Source organism: Actinomadura sp. GTD37 (genome assembly GCF_041951365.1).
Classification (GTDB): Bacteria; Actinomycetota; Actinomycetes; order Streptosporangiales; family Streptosporangiaceae; genus Spirillospora.
Genome location: NZ_JBGNUS010000001.1, coordinates 1,482,452 through 1,501,658, shown reverse-complemented (window position 1 = coordinate 1,501,658; position 19,207 = coordinate 1,482,452). Strand labels below are relative to the sequence as shown.

The following is a 19,207-nucleotide window of genomic DNA, read 5'->3' as shown; positions in this document are numbered from 1 at the left end:
ACCGAACCCGGTGATACCCACCCCAACCGGTCGCCGAGCCGCAGCCCCTACCCGAGGTCCGCTCAACGCCCCAGCAGGCGCACAAGGTGCCGCTACCCCGGTTCCCAACCAACCCCGACCCCCACCCCTAACAACGACCCGCCTCCGGCGCAGGGCTCTACCCACAAGAGCGCCTGCGACCCGGTCACCGCGCTAAGCCACCGTCGCGCAATCCAGGCGAAGTGGGCACCCGTGCAGCCCCCCACGGGGCCGAGGCGGGCGACGCGTCGCCGGGCGCGGGCTTGGGCGGGGACCCCTCCGGCGGGCCGCCCCCGGCCTGGAGCGGGCAGCCGTGAGGCAGCCCGGAGCCGCGCGAGGCTAGCAGCCCGCCGCCCCACCCAAGCCCGCGCCCGACTCCCTACAACAGCGCACGCCAGCACACGGGAAGAGCCCCACAGGCCACCCACCCGTGCCCGTGCCGCTGACCGGCAGCCGCCATCACCCCACGCCCCTACCGCCCCGGAAGGGAGACGGCCGCCGGCCCGCTCCCACCGCGAACACTTGGCACCCGCACCGCGCCATCCTGGAAGCGAGCGCGAGGAGGGACGACCCCGATGAGCGAAGACTTGGCCGCCGTCATCGCCGAGCAGCTAAGGCGATCCGGGCAGACCAGCACCGTCTACCACTCGCCCGACGAACGCGACCGCCTACGCGCCGCCGGACGCCAAGCCGGACGCCAGTTGAACCGCCCCGTCCGCACGTTCGACACCACCGCACGGCATCCACGCTGCGACGCCGACCAATGCGGAACCGTCCTAATCGCCGTCACCGATTGGGGCACCAACCCCCTAGAACGCCAGCTCAGCGAGACCCGCGCCAACAAGGCCATAGACCGCGCCCTAGCTCATCCCCGGAACACCCGGAGCAGCCGTCGGCGGACTGCCGCGTTTTCGTGCGCGGCTGACGCTGGTCTTGCACGGTTCCGGGGCGGGGACCGCGCGTGTCTGCGGCCCCGCCCCGGTCTGAACCCTTGGTATGGCGTCCTGGTCAGCGGCCGATGGCCGCGAGGACGTCCTTGGCGATGGTTTCGTCGATTCTGCCATCGGGCGCACCGCCGACGCCGATGCCGGCGATGGGGAAGTTCTTGTGCATGACGGGCACGCCGCCGGGCAGCAGGAGGGTGCCGGGGATCTGCTTGAGCGTCTCGTTTCCTGCCAGCGCGCTCGTGGGCTGCCCGAAAGCCACGGCGGTGTAAGCCTTTCGTTTGGCGGATTCGTAGGTCTGCGGGCCTGCTTTGCGAGTGCGGACTACGAGCCGGATGGTGCCGGACCGTTCCATGATGACCATCGTCACGTGCTGATTCCCGTGCCGCCGTGCCGAGCGCACGAGGGCCGTGGACGCCCGGGTGAGCGCGCCGTCGGACAGGACCCGCTCCGGCGCCGTGGCTTTACCGTGCTCGCCCTTTCCTTTCCCATGGTCGCCGCGGTCGGTGATGGCCGCGGACGCGGTCCCCGCGAGGCCGAAAGTTCCGGCCGCGACAATGCCGAGCGCGATGGTACCGCCCGTGAAATTCCTGATCGACATGCTTCTCCCTGATTCCTCACCGCAATTACAAGAAGTAATTGCCCAGATCTGCACGGTAACGGGAATGGCAACCCCGGACAACCCTCCATGCGCTGCGTGCTGGGCAACTCTGGGCAATGAATCACCGTGGAGGTCCATAGGCCGGCGCCCTCGGGCGGGGCCTTCGGTACGGTTGCGGGCCTGTCGGCGTCGGTCAAGACGCCTGGTCGATGGCGTCCACGATGTCCTGGTGGCCGCGCTCGGCCGCTAGACGGCCCGTAGCCAGCGACAACCGTTCCGGGCCATGGCCCGCAGATGGCCCGCGAACAGCAAGCACCAGCGATTCACTTGCGGCGTGTTGTTGCTATGGCAAGGCCGATAACAACAACACGCCGCAAGTCAACGCACGGACGACCCGGCCGGCGTTCGTGGTCGCCGCGCTAGGGACGGTCGAGAACACCCAGCTTGATCTTCCCCGTCAACGCCGCGAACTCCACGCCGCTCAGTTCGAGTCGCCCGCCGTCCAGATCCTTGGAGTCCCTGACCCCAACTCCCCCGGGCAACGCAGCCAACTCGACGCACATCTCATCGTTCGAACTGCCGCTGTACGAGCTCTTGCGCCAGTTGACCACCATCAGAAATCCTCCATGAGCTGTTTGATCAAAGTACGGGATTCGCCTTCGGATGAGGCTTTTGCCCCGATCAACTCGAAATCTACGGCCATCTCCCGCACCTCGGAAGCATCCTGGGCCAACCTGCCGCCACTGAACGCACCGACGTAAGCAACGTCCTTGCGTTCCAGGCTCATGATCTGGAACGGGCCGTTCAGTCCAAAGTGCCATCCCGCAGAACGGGCGATGACTCGGATGCTCACGCTCGGACGCTCCCGCAACTCCAGCAAGCGCTGGAGTTGCGCCTTCATGACCCGGGCGCCTCCAGTCGGGCGGTCCAAGGCATCCTGATCGAGGAGAACCATGATCAAGGGGTGGTCCTGTCGCCCGCTGATCAACTCCTGTCGCGCCATGCGATCCATCAGCGCCTTATCGAGGTCCGCAACGCGAGCCATCGACAAGACCGCACGGGCATAGTCCTCGCTTTGCAAGGGAACGGGGATCGTCTGCCCCTGATAGATCCGCAGAATCCCGGCCTTCACCTCGTACTCGACACTCTGGCGGAACCAGTCCGGGTTGTGCAGCGACCGCGCGAAGAACAGCAACCGCTCGAAGTGCCCGCCCGTGTCCCAAGCCTCGTCCAGGGCCTTCGCCTGCTTCATGTGAGCACACCGAACTGCATGCTGATCCCCATGCCGACGTCGACTGCCGCGCCCGGCCTCGCGCGCACGCTTACGAAAACCCGCCTCCACAATTGGGGCTACATGCACATTTCGGACGATGTATTCCTGATCGCCTCGGAACTGATCGCCAACGCCGTGGCGGCCACGCCCGGCGAGGAGATCCGCTACCAGTGCAGCCGCGACACCACCGGCGTCCTCATCGCCGTCTGGGACGCCAGCCCGGAACCACCTCAGGCACGCCCGATCGTGGAACTGACCCTCGACACCCTCGACGTCTCCAAGAAGCACTGGGACGACAATGGCGGCCGGGGCCTCCCGCTCGTCGCCGCCCTCGCCGCCTCATGCGGCCACACCCCCGACCCGACCGGCGGCAAATGGGTCTGGGCCCGCCTCAAGCCCTGACCCCCCACCTCGCGGCTCAGAGGGACGTCAATGGATGGCCCAACCGACCGATCACCCGCGCGGGCCCCTCCGCTCGTCCACCGTCCCGAACGACGGGTCCATCCACTTTGCGACCTTCTCCGGTGCGGGCTTCCCCTTCGCCGACCGCCACACAGAAGAACACCACCACGAACGCGACGGAGAGGTAGAACGCGTAGCCGTTTCCGTACATGAGATCGTACTTCTGATCCCCCGGTTCAAAAGAGAAGGCGAACGTCGAAACAACGGTGATACAGCCGACCAACCACGTCACACACGAGATCACACGGGTGGCCGCCGCACTCGCCGCCACACCCAGCAGAAGCGTGATCATCATCAGTAAGGGGAGCAGGCGACCGGGCACGCCCACGACGTCCATGGCACCCAATTCCCACAGCACATGAGGCGTGCCGCTCACGTCGATCCATGGCGCCATCGTCCACCCCGTCAACGCCATCGTGACGGCCGACCCCCACACCGCACACCGAATCCGCCGCTCGAACTCGGCGGCACCGAGAGCAGGCCCCCTACTCACAACGGCCTCGGCGTGCACTTGTGAATCTCCCCGAACCGCTTCTCCGCGATCCGTATGAAGTCGAACATGTCCTGCACCGCATCCCGCCCCCGCACCACCCGCACGAAATCAATACTGATCCAGGGTTTCTTCTTCCCACACCTGAACAACGCGATCACATAGTAGGGGCGCCCATCGAGCCCACCGGATGGCTGGTATCCGGCCAGCCCGCGTCCCAGATCGGACGGGAGCTGGTAATGCGATTCGTTTGACCAATTATTTCGCTGCGTCCGCAGAATCTTCTCCCCGTCCTCATACGACCACTCGACAGCCAGCGGAGCGCGACCCTTCGGAGGCATGGCCACACAGAGCCCCTGATCCACATGCGGTCCGGCCCAGTCGCTCTTCAGCGGGGCAGTCGCTCCTACGACCTGCCGGAAGGCCAACTCCGACATCAGGTCACAGAGGTAGGGGGCAGTGTCCGAGACGGGCCGCACGTCGGAAGGCGGCCGCGTCTCACGCGGACCGGCATCATGGCAGCCGGCGACAGGTATCACCATGAACGCCGACAGGAGCACCAAAGCCCTTCCCATCGACATCACCGCTGCGGACTCGGAGTCACGTTCTTGCCATCCGTCCCCGTGTAATGCCCCGCCGTTTTTTCTTGCCCGTTCCGGATCGAATCCTGCACCCTATTATTAAGGCCACCCAGGTCCAGCCTGGTCCTGACCCAACTCAGAAACTGCTCCAATTCGGCATCGCTCATCGATTCGATAGGCCGCACCTTGGGGTGGGATCCCTCCGTGGCGAACGGTTCCCCCGCCGGAACTGGACCATCGAGACGTCCGTGGGCCACTACCGAGGAGAGGATCATCTGATTGAACAACTGCTCGACAGCCTCTGTCTCGGTGGTCGAGTTAAGAATCGTCTGGTCGGCCTTGTCCGCCAGTCTCTTCGCCGCGACATCGGTAACTTTCCCGGTGAGCTGCAGCATGGCGGCCTCGGCGGCCTTCCCTCCACCTGGGATGCGCTCGGCGATCAGCGTCGGGGCGAGTGGGACGAGGCCGACGGAGAAGCCCACGTACTTGCGCATGCGGTTGAGGTCTTCGGCGAGGCGTCCTTCTTCGGCGCCGATCGACTGGTAACGGGCCTCCAGAAGATGACCGAACATCCAGCCTTCGTCGGTGATGACCTTGGAAAGGTGACTTTTTTTGGCCACTGTGCGGTCGACGGCGAGCTTGGCATGGGCTATCTGTCCAATGAGGAGACGTTCGTAGGCGCCGGCATCCCGGGTCACGTCCAGGAGCAGATAGTCCAGATCTTCCGGGGTCAGTCCCGTAGAGCCGGAGTCTTTGGTGTAATTGGAGAGCCGGACGATGCTGTGCAGTCTCTCCAGGTGGGCGACGAGGACGGTCGCCATGGCGGGTCGCAGGCCAGACAGTTCGTCGTAGTGCTTCGGGCGGGCGATCGCATCACCCAGCTCAGCGTGCGCCAAGGCGTCGACCGGGCCTCGTTCCGGGATCTGGAGGATCCCGTTCTTGACGACGAAGTTCTTGCGGGCGTCGGCGGTGAGGATTTTGGCCACGTCGAAGGCCAGGCGGGTGGATTCCTTGTCCTGGCCGGTGGCGGCTGTCTGGACGGTCTGGCCGAGGGCGGTGCCGTGGTCGGTGAGGCCCCAGGTGGGGCGGCGGTCGTGGAGGAGGTACTGGAGGGTCGTGCCCTTGAAGTTGGGTTCGGTGCCCTGTTCGAACGGGCCCATGTAAACGTGGGTCAGGAGGGCCTGGGACGCTTCCTTGCCAGATTGGGCGGCGGCCATGAGGAGGGGCGCCAGGAAGTCTGTTTTGCGGTCACTCGGGACGACCTTCGTTGTGGTCGGGTCCAGGGCGTTGCCCAGGCCGGCCTTGCCGCTGAGGGTCGGGAGCGGCTCCTGGCCGAGGGTTTTTCGGAGGCGGCTGTCGTAGGCGATCATGTCGCTGCCGACGACCTCGATGAAGTGGGTGGAGAAGCGGGTGTCGCCTGCGGCCGTGAGGAGGTTCGTCAGGGACTGATAGCCGCACGTGCCGTTCGGTGGGGTGCTGAGGGGTGGGAAGTTCTTGCGGCCCGCCGCGGTGAGGGCGCGCAGGTAGTCGTCGCCCAGGTATGCCTTGGTGTCGGGGCGGGTGGCCAGGGCGAGGCTGCGGCCTAGGAGGGCCAGGGTCGCGCGGGTTTCGGCGGCGTTCGCGTCCACGCCTTTGCGGTGTTGACGGACGTCGGCAGCGAGCGGCAGCGTCAGGTCCATCGGGAGTTTGAGGAGGGCCTCGGGGCCCAGGGCTTCTAAAAGGCCCTTGGCGAACATCGGGGTGATGTCGTCCGGGCGGAGGCGGCGCAGGGCGGCCTTCGCGTCGGCGTCGCCCGAGGCGGCGCGGCGGAACAGGTCGGCGCTGCGGCGGCCTGCGGCGTAGCCGACCTGGTCGGTGTAGCGGTCGGGGAGCTTCAGGTAGTCGCCGTCCTGGCGGCAGACGACGAAGGCGAGCTTCTGCCGGTCGAGGTCGTGCGCGAGCTGGTTGCGGCGGCGCAGGTCGGACGCGGCCTGGTCGGCCCACGCGGCGATGCGTTTGATCTCCATCGCTGGCGCGGTGCTCACCTGGGCGGCGTGGAGCGCCTGCCACAGCTGGTCGGCGAGTTCGGCGAGCTTCGGGGCGGCCTGCGTCATCTGCCGGGTCATGTGCTCGAACTCGGCGAGCTTCACGCCGCAGGTGTTCGGGTCGAGCCACGTGTCGCCCATGTCAGCTCGTCCCGAGGGAGTTGCGGTTCAGCTCGTCCCGGACGAGTTGCAGGGCCTTGCGCAACTCGGCGTGCAGGGCGGCGTCGCTCTTGTCGAGTTCGCGCGCGAAGCTCCGGGACGCGGCGCCGCCGACCCAGGCGTGGTCGTCCATGGCCTGGCGGGAGGCGGTGAACAGGTGCCAGTGCTGGTCGGACAGGACCTGGATGCGGCCGAGGAGGAACTGCAGTTGCAGCGGCGATGGTTTGCTCACGTGGGTCTCTCTGGCGTGAGCCCGGCCGCGGGGTCACCGGGTGGCGGGGAGCTGATGCGGGTCCCGGCCTCGGGGGGATGGGCCGGGACCCGCGGCTCAGGGGAGGTCAGCGAGTGGCCGCCTCGATGTTCTGCTGGGACTTGCGGATGTCCTGGCTGCCCTGCTCCAGGGCGAGCGCCATCTTGTCGAACGCCGTCTTGGCCTCGGCCCAGGCGGAGCGGAAGCGGTCGGCGCCCGGGCCCCACCAGGCGGCGCTGCTGCTCACCGTGCGGCCGTTGAGGTCCTTGATGAGGGCGTCGAGGTTGCGGGAGTGCTTACTGAAGATCCGGGACAGTTCCTCGAGCTCGCCCAGGTTGGCCCCGCGCTTGTCGCCCATCGCTCCGCCCTTTCGTCGCTGATCGCCGAACGTTTTGCCGTGGTGCGGAAAGAATGGCGTCAGCTTACGCCCCACCGATCACGGGAATCCAGCCGTACCACGCGCATCGTCCGTCGAAACGGCCATAATCCCGCCATCTCGACATGTCCGGATGTGGCCACGACGGGGTTGTGACGAGCATACTTACTGTCCGTCAAGGGCATTTCAGAGTATTTCCGCAGCGAATCGTGATCAGCGGTCGGGGCTGACCGGGTCGTTGACCGGACGGGCGTCCGGATCGAGGACGCGCTCGGCGACCAGCGTGATCTGCTCGCCGCGCGTCCGGAACTCGAACCGGCGCCGGATCGACTGCGTGACCTCGCCGCCGCCGTACCGGACCTCGGTGTGCTCGACCGCCTCCAGCGTGATGCGGTCGCCGCTGCGGACGGCGCGGCTCACGTCCAGGCGGGTGCGGGCGCCGGTGTAGGCGGGGCCGCCCTCGACGGGCGCGCGGTTGCGGGTCTCCAGTTCGCGGACGGCCCGCTCCTGCGACCGCATCAGCGCCGGGGAGATCCGGACGCCCTGCACCTCGGTCGGCATGGTGCGCGGGTCCCGGTCGTGCTTCGGCACGAGGGCCTGGGAGCGGCGCCGCAGGAAGGTGCTCGCGGCGACGGTGAGCTGCTCGGTGACGTAGTCCTCGACGGCGGGGTCCTCACGCCGGACGGTGGACGAGGGTGCCAGGAGGCAGGCCGCCAGAGCGACCGCCAGGCCGGCCCGGGGCCACGGGCGAACCATCCGCGTCTCCCGCTGATCATGTGCGAGCAGATTCGAGCCGAGGGTACACCGGTCGGCGCGGCGGTGACGGCCCGTATTCGCGCGAAGGCCCGCGCCCCGGTGGAAGGGGGCGCGGGCCTTTTCGGATAATGGCAGGTCAGTTCGCTTCGCTCGCCAGCGCGGCGACGCGGGAACGGGCCTGCGCCATCGCCGCGTGATAGCGCTCCTCCCATTCCGGATCGCCGTCCGGGATGGACGCGACCGTCTGCCGTCCGATCTCGGCGACGAGGTCCCCGGCGTCGCCGCGGGAGACCTGCCGGACGACGACGGTGGTGACGCCGCCGGACGACTCGGTGTGCGTCTCCCAGCGGGCGCCGCGCTCCAGCGCCGCCCTGCCGGACGACGAGCGGTCGGCGAACGCGTAGACGAGCAGGACGACCACCGCGGCCGCCGCCGCCAGCGCCACCAGAACGATCAGGAACCGCATGACCGCCTCCGTCAGTCAGTTCCGCAGGAGCGAGCCGTTCGGGTTGCCCGGCGCGTAGACGGTGATGCCCTGCGGAAGAGCCTTCAGTTCCTCGATCCTCGCGCAGGTCGGGCACTTGTTGTAGCCGTTCTGCCGGGCCTTGTTGGCCGCGGCCTCCGCCTTGGCCGTGGCGACCTTCGCCTGCGCCTCGCTGACCTGTGCGAACGCGGCCTGCGCGCGGTCCACCGCGTCCTGCACCTTGGACGGCAGGGTGATCCGGACGAGGTTGAAGTGGATGTTGGTGACGAACTTGCCGCCGAGCGTCTGCTCCAGGTCGGCGGCCAGGCTCGTGTTGATCGCGTTCTGCACCTTGGCGATGTTGCCGTTGTTGCTCTGCGGCTTCTGCCCGACCGACGGGGCGCTCTGCGGCTGCGCGGAGGAGTTCTGGACGAGGGCGCAGGACGAGACCAGCTCGGCGCAGCGGAAGCTGTTGATCTGGCTGCGCAGGTCGTTGTCGATCACCGGCCGGACGATCTGGTCGAGGAACGCCGACCAGCCCTTGTCGCCGTCGTAGACGTTGTACATGTCACCGCCGGCGCTGCGGAACTTGCGGGTGCCGTACTTGTCGTCGAACTCCCTGAGCGCCTTGTGGTCCTGGTTGAGGGTGAAGTACAGGGTCCCCTCGATGCCCATGTTGACGCCGTCGGAGCTCGGCACGGTGACGACGTCCACGCCGGTCTCGTCGCCCTTCCGCGCGTCCGAGGTGATCGTGTAGAAGCGCTGCTGGGCGGGGTACTTGTGGACCTGCGAGTAGAGCCCGATCCACACCCGGCCGGAGCCCGGGTCGATGACCTGCCGGATCCTGTTGTTGTCGAAGAACCCGCCGTTGCGGACGACCGCGATCTCGCCGCCGCTCGTCCGCTCGAAGCCGCCGAACAGGGCGCTGAGCACCGGCCAGCCGACGACCACCAGCAGGACGGCGGCGACGATGGCGGTGCGCCGGCTGGGCCTGTTCAGCCCCGAGAGCCGGTTCTTGCCCGCCGACCGGTTCTTCCCGGCGGACGACTCCTTGTTGGCCACGACCACTCCTCTCACGCCCGCACCACTCGGCTGGCGGGTCGCAGGGTGAGACGGCGGAGGGCCCCTCCGGGCTCCGCCGGTCACCAGACCGTTATGCGGCGAGAGCTCCCGCTACCTGGGACTTGGACCCCAATAAGGAGGGGCTTACGAAAACCTGGTTCGGCCGTTATCTAGACTGCCTGCGAGGTTGAAGGAGGAGACCCACGTGCGCAAGGTCCTGATCGCCAACCGCGGTGAGATCGCGGTCCGTATAGCCCGTGCCTGCCGCGACGCCGGTCTGGCCAGTGTGGCTGTGTACGCCGAGCCGGATCTGGAGGCGCTGCACGTTCGGGTCGCCGACGAGGCGTTCGCCCTGGGCGGGCAGACGGCGGCGGAGAGCTACCTGAACATCGAGAAGCTGCTGAGGATCGCCGCGGAGGCGGGGGCGGACGCCGTCCACCCGGGGTACGGGTTCCTGGCGGAGAACGCCGACTTCGCGGCGGCCGTGGAGAACGCGGGGCTGACCTGGATCGGTCCGCCGCCCGCCGCGATCACCGCGCTGGGCGACAAGGTGCAGGCCCGGCACATCGCGCAGAAGGTCGGCGCGCCGCTGGTCGCCGGGACCAAGGACCCGGTGTCGGGCGCGGACGAGGTCGTCGCGTTCGCCGAGGAGCACGGCCTGCCCATCGCGATCAAGGCCGCGTTCGGCGGCGGCGGGCGCGGCCTGAAGGTCGCCCGGAACCTGGACGAGGTCGCCGAGCTGTACGAGTCGGCCGTCCGCGAGGCCGTGGGCGCGTTCGGCCGCGGCGAGTGCTTCGTCGAGCGGTACCTCGACAAGCCGCGGCACGTCGAGACCCAGTGCCTGGCCGACAAGCACGGCAACGTGGTCGTGGTGTCCACCCGCGACTGCTCGCTGCAGCGCCGGCACCAGAAGCTCGTCGAGGAGGCCCCGGCGCCCTACCTGTCGGACGAGCAGCTCGAACTGCTGTACCGCTCGTCCAAGGCCATCCTGAAGGAGGCCGGGTACGTCGGCGCGGGGACGTGCGAGTTCCTCGTCGGCCAGGACGGCACGATCTCGTTCCTCGAGGTCAACACCCGGCTCCAGGTCGAGCACCCCGTCACCGAGGAGGTCGCCGGGGTCGACCTGGTCCGCGAGATGTTCCGCGTCGCCGACGGCGAGGAGCTCGGCTACGGCGACCCCGAGCTGCGCGGGCACTCGATCGAGTTCCGGCTGAACGCCGAGGACGCGGGCCGCGGGTTCCTGCCGGCGGTCGGCACGCTGACCGCGTGGGAGCCGCCGACCGGCCCCGGCGTCCGGCTGGACGCGGGCTACGGCGCCGGGCAGACCGTCCCGCAGGCGTTCGACTCGCTGATCGCCAAGCTGATCGTGACGGGCGCGACGCGGCGGCAGGCCGTCGAGCGGTCCCGCCGCGCACTGGCCGAGTTCGTCATCGACGGCATGCCGACCGTGCTGCCGTTCCACCGGGCGGTGCTGGACGACCCGGCGTTCGTCCCGGCGGACGACGAGACGCCGTTCTCCGTCCACACCCGGTGGATCGAGACCGAGTTCGACAACCAGATCCCGCCGTTCGAGACCGTCCCGGCCGACGAGGCGGAGGAGGGCGAGCGCGAGCGCGTCACCGTCGAGGTCGGCGGCCGGCGCGTCGAGGTCGTCCTGCCGGCCGGCTTCGGCGCCGGCGCGGCCTCCGCCGGGAAGGCGCAGCCGGCCAAGCGGCGCGCCGGCAAGAAGGGCGGCGGCGCGCAGGCGTCCGGCGACTCGCTGGTCAGCCCGATGCAGGGCACCATCGTCAAGATCGTCGTCGAGGACGGCGCGACCGTGGCGGCGGGCGACACCATCGTGGTCCTGGAGGCCATGAAGATGGAGCAGCCGCTGACCGCGCACAAGGCCGGGGCGATCACCGGCCTGTCCGCCGAGGTCGGGCAGACCGTCTCGGCCGGCGCCGTCATCTGCGAGATCAAGGACAGCTGACCGGGCGCCGCCCCGCCCGGCGCCGGGCGGGGCGGCCTCCGCCCGGGTGCCCGCCCCCATGGAGGACGACCGCAAATCCGTCTCGCGAACGAGGCATCAGGCCGTCAACGTGGGCAGATAGTAGGTATGAGCACCGAGAAGCGGGCAATCCGGGCGGCACGCCGGGGCGCCGCCTCGGCGATCATCGGCGCCGTCGCCGTGCCGGCGTTCGCCCTGGCGGCGCCCGCCCACGCCGCCCCGACCGAGCCCGTCCACGCCGCACCGGCCCAGTCCGCCGCACCCGGGACCGGCGCCCAGCAGAGCGCATCGGCGCACGTCGGGGCCGCATCGGCGCACGTCCAGGCCGCACCGGCTGCGGCGGCGGACACCGTCGGGCAGATCGCGAAGGGGCTCGTCGACTCGCGGCTCTACGTGACGAGCGAGGCCGGGAACGTCCTGTCGGCGGCCGACCAGAGCCAGATCAAGCAGTCCTTGGCGGGTGACAACGACGCCGACATCCGGGCCGTGGTCGTCAGCAACGACGTCACCGGGCCCCAGGTGAGGCAACTGTTGCCGGCCGTCGCGGACCGGGTCGGGAAGGGCGGGACGTTCGTCGCCGTCACCGCCGACGGCAGCCGCATGGCGGCGATCTCCAAGAAGCTCGACAGCAGCGAGATCAACCAGATCGTCACCCGGACCAACGGCGCCCCGCTGAAGCAGCGGCTGATCGACTTCGGGAACCGGGCCGAGAACAAGGTCGACGACAACGCCCAGTCCGGCGCGGTCGTCGGATACGTCGTGATCGGCCTGATCGTGCTGCTCGCGGCGGCGGCCATGAGCGTGTACCTCACCGCCCGCAAGCGGCGGCAGGCGCGCGAGGCCAAGGAGATGGAGGACCTCAGGGAAGGCGTGGAGGAGGACGTCACCCGCCTCGGCGAGGACATCGCCCACCTCGACCTCAACGTCATGGACAAGGACCTCGATACCGCGACCCGCGCCGACTACGAGCGCGCGCTGAACTCCTACGACCAGGCCAAGCAGGCGACGGACCGGGCCACCAGGCCGCAGGACATGCAGTCCGTGACCACCGCGCTGGAGGACGGCCGCTACTACATGACCGCCACCCGCGCCCGGCTCGGCGGCAAGCCCGTGCCCGACCGGCGGGCCCCCTGCTTCTTCAATCCGCAGCACGGGCCGTCCGTCCGGGACGTCATGTGGGCGCCGCCCGGCGGCAGCGTCCGCTCCGTCCCGGCGTGCGAGGCCGACGCGGAGGCCGTCATGCGCGGGACGGAGCCGGACATCCGGATGGTCCCGTACCGCGGCGCCCGGCAGCCGTACTGGAACGCGGGCCCCGCGTACGCGCCGTACGCGGGCGGCTACTACTACGGGTACGGCGGGTTCGACCTGCTCGGCGGCCTGCTGATCGGCACCACGCTCGGCTCGATGATGGGCCCCGGCCTCGGCTGGGGCGGCGGATTCGGCGACGGCGGCGGGGACGTCGGCGGGGGCTGGGACTTCGGCGGAGGCGACTTCGGCGGGGGCGGCGACTTCGGCGGCTTCTGACGGCGCGCTCAGGCGGAGCGGACCGGGACCGTCGCGTCGGTGATGGAGACGAGGCTCGCGGCCACTCCCCACGGCCGCACCGCCTCGTTGACGCGCCGGACCAGCTCCGGGCCGTCCCCGTCCGCCAGCAGGGACGGAAGGTCCGCCAGGTCCCGGTCCGCTATCACGCCGCGCAGGGCGGCCTCGGTGACCGCCTGCGCGGCGGAGGACGGCGCGTCGGCCGCATCGGCCGCGTCGGCGTACCTGACGGGGTCGTCGGCTCCCATCAGCGCCACCGCCTTGACGCGCACGGACACACCGTCCCTGGTCATCGCCCGGAACCAGAGGTCGTGCGACCGCGCCCCCATCGGGACGCGGACGCCGGTGTCGGCGAGCGGCAGCAGGTAGCGGAGCCCGGGTCCGCGGACCCCGCGCGTCCTGCCGAAGCGCCGGACGACGAGCCGCTCGGACGCCCCGACGCGCCGCAGCCCCGAGACCGCGACCGCGACGACCACCAGTGCGAGGACGATGGCGAACGCGGCGGAGGCGGCGAGGGGACTCTCGCGTGCGGCGAGTTCGACCATCTGCCCTCCTCCACGTGTGCTCACCCTCCACCGTCGGCGATGGGGCGGGAATCCGCCATCGGGTGCGACGCCCATAAGGGAGGGAGCGCGTCATGTAGGACGGGCCTGGGCGTCCCGCATGGACAAGAGGCGGCCCCATGCGGTGACCTGGTGTCATGAGCAGGACACCTGCCTCGGCACTCTACTGGCGCATCCTCGGCATCAACGGGCTGATCTTCGCGATCGGCACCGTCCTGCTGGCCGTCGCGCCCATCACCATCTCCTCGCCGATCCTGCTGCGGGAGCTGCCCGTCCTCGTGATCGGGCTGGCCGTGATGATGGCGGCGAACGCGTTCCTGCTGCGCGCCAGCCTGTCGCCGCTGGAGCGGCTCACCGCGCTGATGGCGCGGCTCGACTCGCTGCGCTCCCGCGACCGGCTCTCCAGCACCGGCAGCGGCGACCTGTTCCATCTGGTCGACCAGTTCAACGCGATGCTGGACCGGCTGGAGGCCGACCGCAGCATCAGCACCGCCGTGGTGCTGGACGCGCAGGAGGCCGAGCGGCGCCGCATCGCGCAGGAGCTGCACGACGAGATCGGGCAGTCCCTCACCGTGGTGCTGCTGGAGCTGAAGTCGGTGGCGGACCGGGCGCCGGAGGCGGTCGCGGAGGAGCTGCGGGGCGTCCAGGAGGTCGTCCGGTCCAGCCTGGACGAGGTGCGCCGCGTCGCCCGCCGGCTGCGTCCCGGCGTCCTCGACGACCTGGGCCTGACCAGCGCGCTCACCGCGCTCGCCGGGGAGTTCTCCGCGACGGGCGGGCCGCGCGTGACCCGCCGCGTCCAGACGGGGCTGGAGGACCTCGGCCCGGACGCCGAACTGGTGATCTACCGGATCGCGCAGGAGGGGCTCACGAACGTGTGGCGGCACTCCGGCGCGCGCAACGTGGAGCTGTCGCTGGCGCAGGACGAGGAGGGAGGCGTCGTGCTGCGCGTCGTCGACGACGGGTCAGGGCCGCCCACCGAGGTCGGCTCCGGCATCCACGGCATGCGGGAACGCGCGATGCTCATCGGGGCGGAGCTGACGATAGGACGGGCCGGCGGCGGCGGAACCGAGGTGAAACTGGAGGTCCCGCCGACGGGGCCGCGCCCCGCCGCGGGCGGCTAGGACCCGCCGCGGGCGGCTGGGCCCGCCTCGGGCGGTCAGGGCTCGACGAGGCCGACCCTGATCGCGTACTTCGTCAGCTCCAGCCGGTCGCGCATGCCGAGCTTGCCGAGGATGTTCGCGCGGTGCCGGTCGACGGTCTTCACGCTGATCGTGAGCGTCTCCGCGATCCGCTTCGACGAGTACCCCTCCGCGATCAGCTTGATGACCTCCTCCTCGCGCGGGGTGAGGATGCTGCCGGGGCCGTCGCCGTCGCGGTCCCGGCCGAGGTACTCGCGGATCAGCGCGGTCACCGCCCCCGGGTACAGGAACGGCTCCCCGCGCATCGCGGCGCGGACGGCGTGCAGCAGGTCGCGGTCGGCGACGGACTTCAGCACGTAGCCGGACGCGCCCGACTTCAGCGCCTCGAACAGGTACTGCTCGTTGTCGTACATCGACAGGATCAGCATGCGGACGGTGGGGAACCGCCGGGCGATCTCCCGCGCGGCCTGCAGGCCCGTCATGCGCGGCATCGCGATGTCGAGGATCGCCAGGTCGACGCCGCCGGCGGCGAGCGCGTCGACGGCCTCCGCCCCGTCCGACGCCTCCGCGACCACGGTCATGTCGGGCTCCGCGTCCAGGATCAGCCGCAGCCCGCGGCGCACCAGCGCGTGATCGTCGGCGAGCAGTATCCGGGTGGCGGACTCGCGCGTGTGCACCCGATCACCTCCGGTCTCCCGTACATCCTAGGCTCGGGCGCCGCGAAGCACTCTCCTCCACCTGCGAATACACAGTCCACGGCGCCGATATGGGGGGCTTCCCCGATATAGGGCCGGGGCGCCGCCGCAAAGACTGGACAGCGTACGCGAAAGGGGCGGACACATGGCACAGCGAATGAGCGGCGGGCATCGCCACCCGCCGAAAGCGCCGCGGAGGCCGTCTTGCGACGGAGTCGCCCCCGGCGTCAGGAGGAGGAATCTATCAACTCGAAGAGCCAGGCTTTCCGGAAGCCGAAAGGACGACATGCAAGCGCGGGACATCGCCATAAAGGTGCCGACCGTGACGCGCGACGACTCGATCGCGCACGCGATACAGGTCATGGCCCTCGGCCGTCTGCCCGGACTGATCGTCGTGGACGAGGCGCAGCGCCCCCGTCTGGTCCTGCCCGGCACGCAGGTGCTGCGGCTGGCGGTGCCCGTCGCCTACCAGGAGGACCCGGCGCTGACCCGGGCCGTGGACGAGGCCCATGCGGACGTCTTCTGGCACGAGATCCGCGACAGGAAAGTGGGCGACTGCCTCGGCACGCACACTCCCCGCCCGGTCATCGTGAAATCGTCCGCGACCCTGCTGGAGCTCGCCACGCTCATGGCGCGGCAGCGCAGCCCCCTGGTCGCCGTGGTGGACGACGCCGGGCTCCTCACCGGCGCGGTCATCCTCGACCGGCTGCTGTCGGCGCTGGCGCTGACCAGGCCCGACGACGACTGATTGACGCACGGCCCGGCGGCGGCCGGGCGGGAGTCCCGCGATGACGGCGGTGGCGGCGCTCGCCATCTTCGTCGTCGCGTTCTTCTTCATCGCCACCGAGAAGGTCGACAAGGTCAAGGTCGTCCTGATCGCGGCCGGCGCCATGACGGTGCTGGGGCTCACCCCCGGCGCCGGGGTGTTCTTCTCCGAGCACGACGGGATCGACTGGAACGTCATCTTCCTGCTGCTCGGCATGATGATCATCGTTGGGATCATCAAGGGCACCGGACTGTTCGACTACCTGGCGATCTGGGCGGCCAAACGCTCGAAGGGCAGGCCCTACCGGCTGCTGGTGATGCTCATGGCCATCACCGCGGTCGCCTCGCCGTTCCTGGACAACGTCACCACGATCATGCTGGTGGCGCCGGTGACGGTCGTGGTCTGCAACCGGCTGCGGATCCCGGCGCACCCGTATCTGATCGCCGAGGTGCTCGCGTCCAACATCGGCGGCGCCTCGACGCTCATCGGGGACCCGCCGAACATCATCATCGCCAGCCGGGCGGGGCTGACGTTCAACGACTTCCTCGTCCACATGGCGCCGATCGTGGTGGTCGTCTTCGTCGCGTTCGTGCTGCTGGCGCGGGTGCTGTTCCGCAAGTCGTTCAAGTACGACGAGCGGTACGTCGCCGAGGTGATGTCGCTGGACGAGCGCAAGGCGATCACGGACCCGGCGCTGCTCGTCCGGTGCCTGATCGTCCTCGGGCTCGTCGTCGTCGGGTTCATGCTGCACTCGGTGCTGCACATGGAGCCGTCGATCGTCGCCCTGCTCGGCGCGGGCGTCATGCTGCTCGTGTCGCGGGTCGAGGTCTCCGACGTCCTGGCGGAGGTCGAGTGGCCGGTGCTGATCTTCTTCGTCGGCCTGTTCGTGATGGTCTCCGGCCTCGGGCACACGGGCGTCATCGAGGCGATCGGCACCTGGGCGGCGGACACCGTCGGCGACAACTACTTCGTCGCCGCGACCAGCCTGCTGTTCGGGTCCGCCGTGCTCGGCGCGTTCTTCGACAACATCCCCTACACGGCGACGATGGCGCCGATCGTGGAGGGGATGGCGGCGGGAGCCCCCGACGCGACGACCGCGGAGGCGCTCTGGTGGTCGTTCGCGCTGGGCGCCGACTTCGGCGGCAACGGCACCGCCGTCGCGGCGAGCGCCAACGTCGTCGCGATCGGCATCGCCGCGCGGACCGGCAACCCGATCAGTTTCTGGCAGTTCACCCGCTACGGAATCATCGTCACGGTGCTGAGCACCCTGATGGCGTGGGTGTACGTGGCGTTGCGCTACTTCTAGCGCCGCGCCCGGCCGGGCACGTCCTCTAGTAGGCGTGCTCGGCCATCAGCCGCCGGGACGCCTCGGTGATGCTGCCCGACAGCGACGGGTACACCGCGAACGTGTGCGCGACCTGGTCGACGGTCAGGTGCTGCTGGACGGCGATCGACACGCCCAGGATCAGCTCGCTCGCGCGCGGAGCCACGATGACGCCGCCGAGCACGATCCCCGTGGACGGACGGCAGAACACCTTCACGAAACCGTCCTCGAAGCCCTGCATCTTGGCGCGCGCGTTGGTGAACAGCGGCAGCATGACCGTCCGGGCGTTGACGTCCCCCGAGTCGACCATCTGCTGCGTCACGCCCACCGAGGCGACCTCGGGGTCGGTGAAGATGTTGGACGCGACCCAGCCCAGCTTGAGCGGCTGCACCGCCTCCCCCAGCGCGTGCCACATCGCGATGCGCCCCTGCATGCCCGCGACGGACGCCAGCATGAGCACGCCCGTGCAGTCGCCGGACGCGTAGATGTGCGGGACGGACGTCCGCGACACCTTGTCGACCTCCACGAAACCGCGCGCGTCGCACCGCACGCCGATCTCCTCCAGGCCGATCCCGGTGGTGTTCGGCACCATCCCGACCGTCATCAGGCAGTGCGAGCCCTCGATCTTCGTCCCGTCCTCCAGCGTGACGATCACGCCCTCGCCGGAGCGCTCCACGCCCGCGGCACGGGACCGCGACATGACGTTCATCCCGCGCCGCAGGAAGACCTCCTGCAGCACCGAGGCGGCGTCGGCGTCCTCGCTCGGGAGGATGCGGTCGCGCGAGGACACCAGCGTGACGTTGGAACCGAGCGACAGGTAGGCCCCGGCCAGCTCGGCGCCCGTCACGCCGGACCCGACGACGATCAGGTCCTCGGGGAGCGCGGGCAGGTCGTACAGCTGGCGCCAGTTCAGGATGCGCTCGCCGTCCGGCTCGGCGCCCGGCAGCACGCGCGGCGTCGCGCCCGTCGCGATGAGCACGATGTCGGCCCGGATGCGCCGGTCGCCGACGGCGACGACGTGCGGCTCCACGAGCCGCGCCTCCCCGCGGACGATCTTGACCTCCTCGTAGGCGAGCCGTTCGGCGACGTCGAACGACTGGGCCCGCGCGAGGTCCTTCACGCGCTTGTTGACCTCGGCCATGTCGGCCTCCAGGGCGCCGACGATCCCGTCCGGGCCGCCGTTGAAGCGCAGCCCGAGGACCGTCGACTCCGACATGACCGCCATACGGGTCGAGGTGGCGATGAGCGTCTTGGAGGGCACGCAGTCGGTGAGCACGCAGGCGCCGCCGGGACCGTCCCGTTCGATGACGGTCACGTCCGCGCCGAGCTGAGCCGCGACGAGCGCGGCCTCGTAACCGCCCGGGCCTCCTCCGATTATCACGATGCGGGTCACATCTTCCATTGTTTCCTACTCCAGGCAGTGAAAAGTCCCGCCCCGCACCCCGACCCCCACGTGGCGCGTCACTGTGGGGGGCAACCCCCACACCCCCGCCCAAAGCGTCGCGCGTCACTGTGGGGGCAACCCCCACACCCCCGCCAAAGCGTCGCGCGTCATTGTGGGGGGCAACCCCCACACCCCCACTCAAAGCGTGGCGCGTCACTGTGGGGGGCAACCCCCACACCCCCGCCCAAAGCGTGGCGCGTCACTGTGGGGGGCAACCCCCACACCCCCGCCCAAAGCGTGGCGCGTCATTGTGGGGGGCAACCCCCACACCCCCGGCCAAAGCGTGGC

The 19,207-nt window shown here is 69.7% G+C and carries 20 protein-coding genes; 6 read left to right on the top strand and 14 right to left on the bottom strand.

The window, feature by feature from the left end; all coding sequences use genetic code 11:
* Nucleotides 1-1,026 precede the first annotated feature (1,026 nt).
* The 3 genes from ACA511_RS07335 to ACA511_RS07325 all read right to left on the bottom strand — a co-directional run bounded on the left by ACA511_RS07335 (nt 1,027) and on the right by ACA511_RS07325 (nt 2,815).
* On the bottom strand, nt 1,027-1,563 hold the full coding sequence (locus tag ACA511_RS07335; protein WP_375023286.1) for a heme-binding protein: 537 nt from the start codon (nt 1,561-1,563) through the stop codon (nt 1,027-1,029).
* Nucleotides 1,564-1,982: 419 nt separating this feature from the next.
* Entirely contained in the window at nt 1,983-2,177 is a 195-nt protein-coding gene (locus tag ACA511_RS07330) for a DUF397 domain-containing protein (RefSeq protein WP_375023285.1), read from the bottom strand.
* Nucleotides 2,177-2,815 carry a DUF5753 domain-containing protein gene (locus tag ACA511_RS07325; protein WP_375023284.1) on the bottom strand — a complete coding sequence of 213 codons (639 nt, stop codon included), beginning with the start codon at nt 2,813-2,815 and terminating at the stop codon, nt 2,177-2,179. The genes ACA511_RS07330 and ACA511_RS07325 overlap by 1 nt, the downstream gene beginning before the upstream one ends.
* Before the next feature lie 30 nt (nt 2,816-2,845).
* Here ACA511_RS07325 and ACA511_RS07320 point away from each other — a divergent pair, with 30 nt between their 5' ends.
* Nucleotides 2,846-3,238: an ATP-binding protein gene (locus tag ACA511_RS07320; protein WP_375023283.1), complete on the top strand. Its 393-nt coding sequence runs from the start codon at nt 2,846-2,848 to the stop codon at nt 3,236-3,238.
* Nucleotides 3,239-3,254: 16 nt separating this feature from the next.
* On the opposite strand, the gene ACA511_RS07315 is transcribed toward ACA511_RS07320, so the two are convergent.
* The 8 genes from ACA511_RS07315 to ACA511_RS07280 form a co-directional block, all read right to left on the bottom strand.
* Nucleotides 3,255-3,692, bottom strand: a complete 438-nt coding sequence (locus tag ACA511_RS07315; RefSeq protein WP_375023282.1) for a hypothetical protein — start codon at nt 3,690-3,692, stop codon at nt 3,255-3,257.
* Between the two features lie 95 nt (nt 3,693-3,787).
* A complete protein-coding gene (locus tag ACA511_RS07310; RefSeq protein ID WP_375023281.1) occupies nt 3,788-4,348 on the bottom strand; it encodes a hypothetical protein in 561 nt (186 codons plus the stop codon).
* A 20-nt stretch (nt 4,349-4,368) separates the two neighbouring features.
* Nucleotides 4,369-6,534, bottom strand: a complete 2,166-nt coding sequence (locus tag ACA511_RS07305; RefSeq protein ID WP_375023280.1) for a hypothetical protein — start codon at nt 6,532-6,534, stop codon at nt 4,369-4,371.
* 1 nt (nt 6,535) lies between these two features.
* Nucleotides 6,536-6,784 (bottom strand): hypothetical protein, encoded by a 249-nt coding sequence (locus tag ACA511_RS07300; RefSeq protein WP_375023279.1) that lies wholly within the window; start codon nt 6,782-6,784, stop codon nt 6,536-6,538.
* 106 nt (nt 6,785-6,890) lie between these two features.
* Nucleotides 6,891-7,160 carry a WXG100 family type VII secretion target gene (locus ACA511_RS07295; protein ID WP_067629811.1) on the bottom strand — a complete coding sequence of 90 codons (270 nt, stop codon included), beginning with the start codon at nt 7,158-7,160 and terminating at the stop codon, nt 6,891-6,893.
* 231 nt (nt 7,161-7,391) lie between these two features.
* On the bottom strand, nt 7,392-7,934 hold the full coding sequence (locus ACA511_RS07290; RefSeq protein WP_375023278.1) for a hypothetical protein: 543 nt from the start codon (nt 7,932-7,934) through the stop codon (nt 7,392-7,394).
* Nucleotides 7,935-8,070: 136 nt separating this feature from the next.
* Nucleotides 8,071-8,400 (bottom strand): hypothetical protein, encoded by a 330-nt coding sequence (locus tag ACA511_RS07285; RefSeq protein ID WP_375023277.1) that lies wholly within the window; start codon nt 8,398-8,400, stop codon nt 8,071-8,073.
* A 15-nt stretch (nt 8,401-8,415) separates the two neighbouring features.
* Complete coding sequence (locus ACA511_RS07280; protein ID WP_375023276.1) at nt 8,416-9,459, bottom strand: SPFH domain-containing protein; 1,044 nt, start codon at nt 9,457-9,459, stop codon at nt 8,416-8,418.
* A 205-nt stretch (nt 9,460-9,664) separates the two neighbouring features.
* On the opposite strand from ACA511_RS07280, the gene ACA511_RS07275 reads away from it, so the two are divergent.
* Nucleotides 9,665-11,428, top strand: a complete 1,764-nt coding sequence (locus ACA511_RS07275) for an acetyl/propionyl/methylcrotonyl-CoA carboxylase subunit alpha (RefSeq protein ID WP_375023275.1) — start codon at nt 9,665-9,667, stop codon at nt 11,426-11,428.
* Between the two features lie 126 nt (nt 11,429-11,554).
* A complete protein-coding gene (locus ACA511_RS07270) occupies nt 11,555-12,970 on the top strand; it encodes a hypothetical protein (protein ID WP_375023274.1) in 1,416 nt (471 codons plus the stop codon).
* Between the two features lie 8 nt (nt 12,971-12,978).
* Here ACA511_RS07270 and ACA511_RS07265 read toward each other — a convergent pair whose 3' ends face one another.
* A complete protein-coding gene (locus tag ACA511_RS07265; RefSeq protein WP_375023273.1) occupies nt 12,979-13,533 on the bottom strand; it encodes an SPFH domain-containing protein in 555 nt (184 codons plus the stop codon).
* Between the two features lie 155 nt (nt 13,534-13,688).
* Between ACA511_RS07265 and ACA511_RS07260 the strand changes: the two genes are divergently transcribed.
* Complete coding sequence (locus tag ACA511_RS07260; protein WP_375023272.1) at nt 13,689-14,672, top strand: histidine kinase; 984 nt, start codon at nt 13,689-13,691, stop codon at nt 14,670-14,672.
* 35 nt (nt 14,673-14,707) lie between these two features.
* Here ACA511_RS07260 and ACA511_RS07255 read toward each other — a convergent pair whose 3' ends face one another.
* A complete protein-coding gene (locus tag ACA511_RS07255; RefSeq protein WP_375023271.1) occupies nt 14,708-15,367 on the bottom strand; it encodes a response regulator in 660 nt (219 codons plus the stop codon).
* Between the two features lie 304 nt (nt 15,368-15,671).
* On the opposite strand from ACA511_RS07255, the gene ACA511_RS07250 reads away from it, so the two are divergent.
* Together ACA511_RS07250 and ACA511_RS07245 are read left to right on the top strand one after the other, a co-directional pair.
* Nucleotides 15,672-16,133: a CBS domain-containing protein gene (locus ACA511_RS07250; RefSeq protein ID WP_375023270.1), complete on the top strand. Its 462-nt coding sequence runs from the start codon at nt 15,672-15,674 to the stop codon at nt 16,131-16,133.
* Nucleotides 16,134-16,173: 40 nt separating this feature from the next.
* A complete protein-coding gene (locus ACA511_RS07245) occupies nt 16,174-17,457 on the top strand; it encodes an SLC13 family permease (RefSeq protein WP_375023269.1) in 1,284 nt (427 codons plus the stop codon).
* Nucleotides 17,458-17,482: 25 nt separating this feature from the next.
* On the opposite strand, the gene ACA511_RS07240 is transcribed toward ACA511_RS07245, so the two are convergent.
* A complete protein-coding gene (locus ACA511_RS07240) occupies nt 17,483-18,868 on the bottom strand; it encodes an NAD(P)H-quinone dehydrogenase (RefSeq protein ID WP_375023268.1) in 1,386 nt (461 codons plus the stop codon).
* Nucleotides 18,869-19,207: the final 339 nt, after the last annotated feature.

Bases quoted from the DNA above. Each gene is read 5' to 3' on its own strand.
- ACA511_RS07335 (WP_375023286.1), bottom strand. From the start codon at position 1,563: ATGTCGATCAGGAATTTCACGGGCGGTACCATCGCGCTCGGCATTGTC.
- ACA511_RS07330 (WP_375023285.1), bottom strand. From the start codon at position 2,177: ATGGTGGTCAACTGGCGCAAGAGCTCGTACAGCGGCAGTTCGAACGAT.
- ACA511_RS07325 (WP_375023284.1), bottom strand. From the start codon at position 2,815: ATGAAGCAGGCGAAGGCCCTGGACGAGGCTTGGGACACGGGCGGGCAC.
- ACA511_RS07320 (WP_375023283.1), top strand. From the start codon at position 2,846: ATGCCGACGTCGACTGCCGCGCCCGGCCTCGCGCGCACGCTTACGAAA.
- ACA511_RS07315 (WP_375023282.1), bottom strand. From the start codon at position 3,692: ATGGCGCCATGGATCGACGTGAGCGGCACGCCTCATGTGCTGTGGGAA.
- ACA511_RS07305 (WP_375023280.1), bottom strand. From the start codon at position 6,534: ATGGGCGACACGTGGCTCGACCCGAACACCTGCGGCGTGAAGCTCGCC.
- ACA511_RS07295 (WP_067629811.1), bottom strand. From the start codon at position 7,160: ATGGGCGACAAGCGCGGGGCCAACCTGGGCGAGCTCGAGGAACTGTCC.
- ACA511_RS07290 (WP_375023278.1), bottom strand. From the start codon at position 7,934: ATGGTTCGCCCGTGGCCCCGGGCCGGCCTGGCGGTCGCTCTGGCGGCC.
- ACA511_RS07285 (WP_375023277.1), bottom strand. From the start codon at position 8,400: ATGCGGTTCCTGATCGTTCTGGTGGCGCTGGCGGCGGCGGCCGCGGTG.
- ACA511_RS07270 (WP_375023274.1), top strand. From the start codon at position 11,555: ATGAGCACCGAGAAGCGGGCAATCCGGGCGGCACGCCGGGGCGCCGCC.
- ACA511_RS07265 (WP_375023273.1), bottom strand. From the start codon at position 13,533: ATGGTCGAACTCGCCGCACGCGAGAGTCCCCTCGCCGCCTCCGCCGCG.
- ACA511_RS07260 (WP_375023272.1), top strand. From the start codon at position 13,689: ATGAGCAGGACACCTGCCTCGGCACTCTACTGGCGCATCCTCGGCATC.
- ACA511_RS07250 (WP_375023270.1), top strand. From the start codon at position 15,672: ATGCAAGCGCGGGACATCGCCATAAAGGTGCCGACCGTGACGCGCGAC.
- ACA511_RS07245 (WP_375023269.1), top strand. From the start codon at position 16,174: ATGACGGCGGTGGCGGCGCTCGCCATCTTCGTCGTCGCGTTCTTCTTC.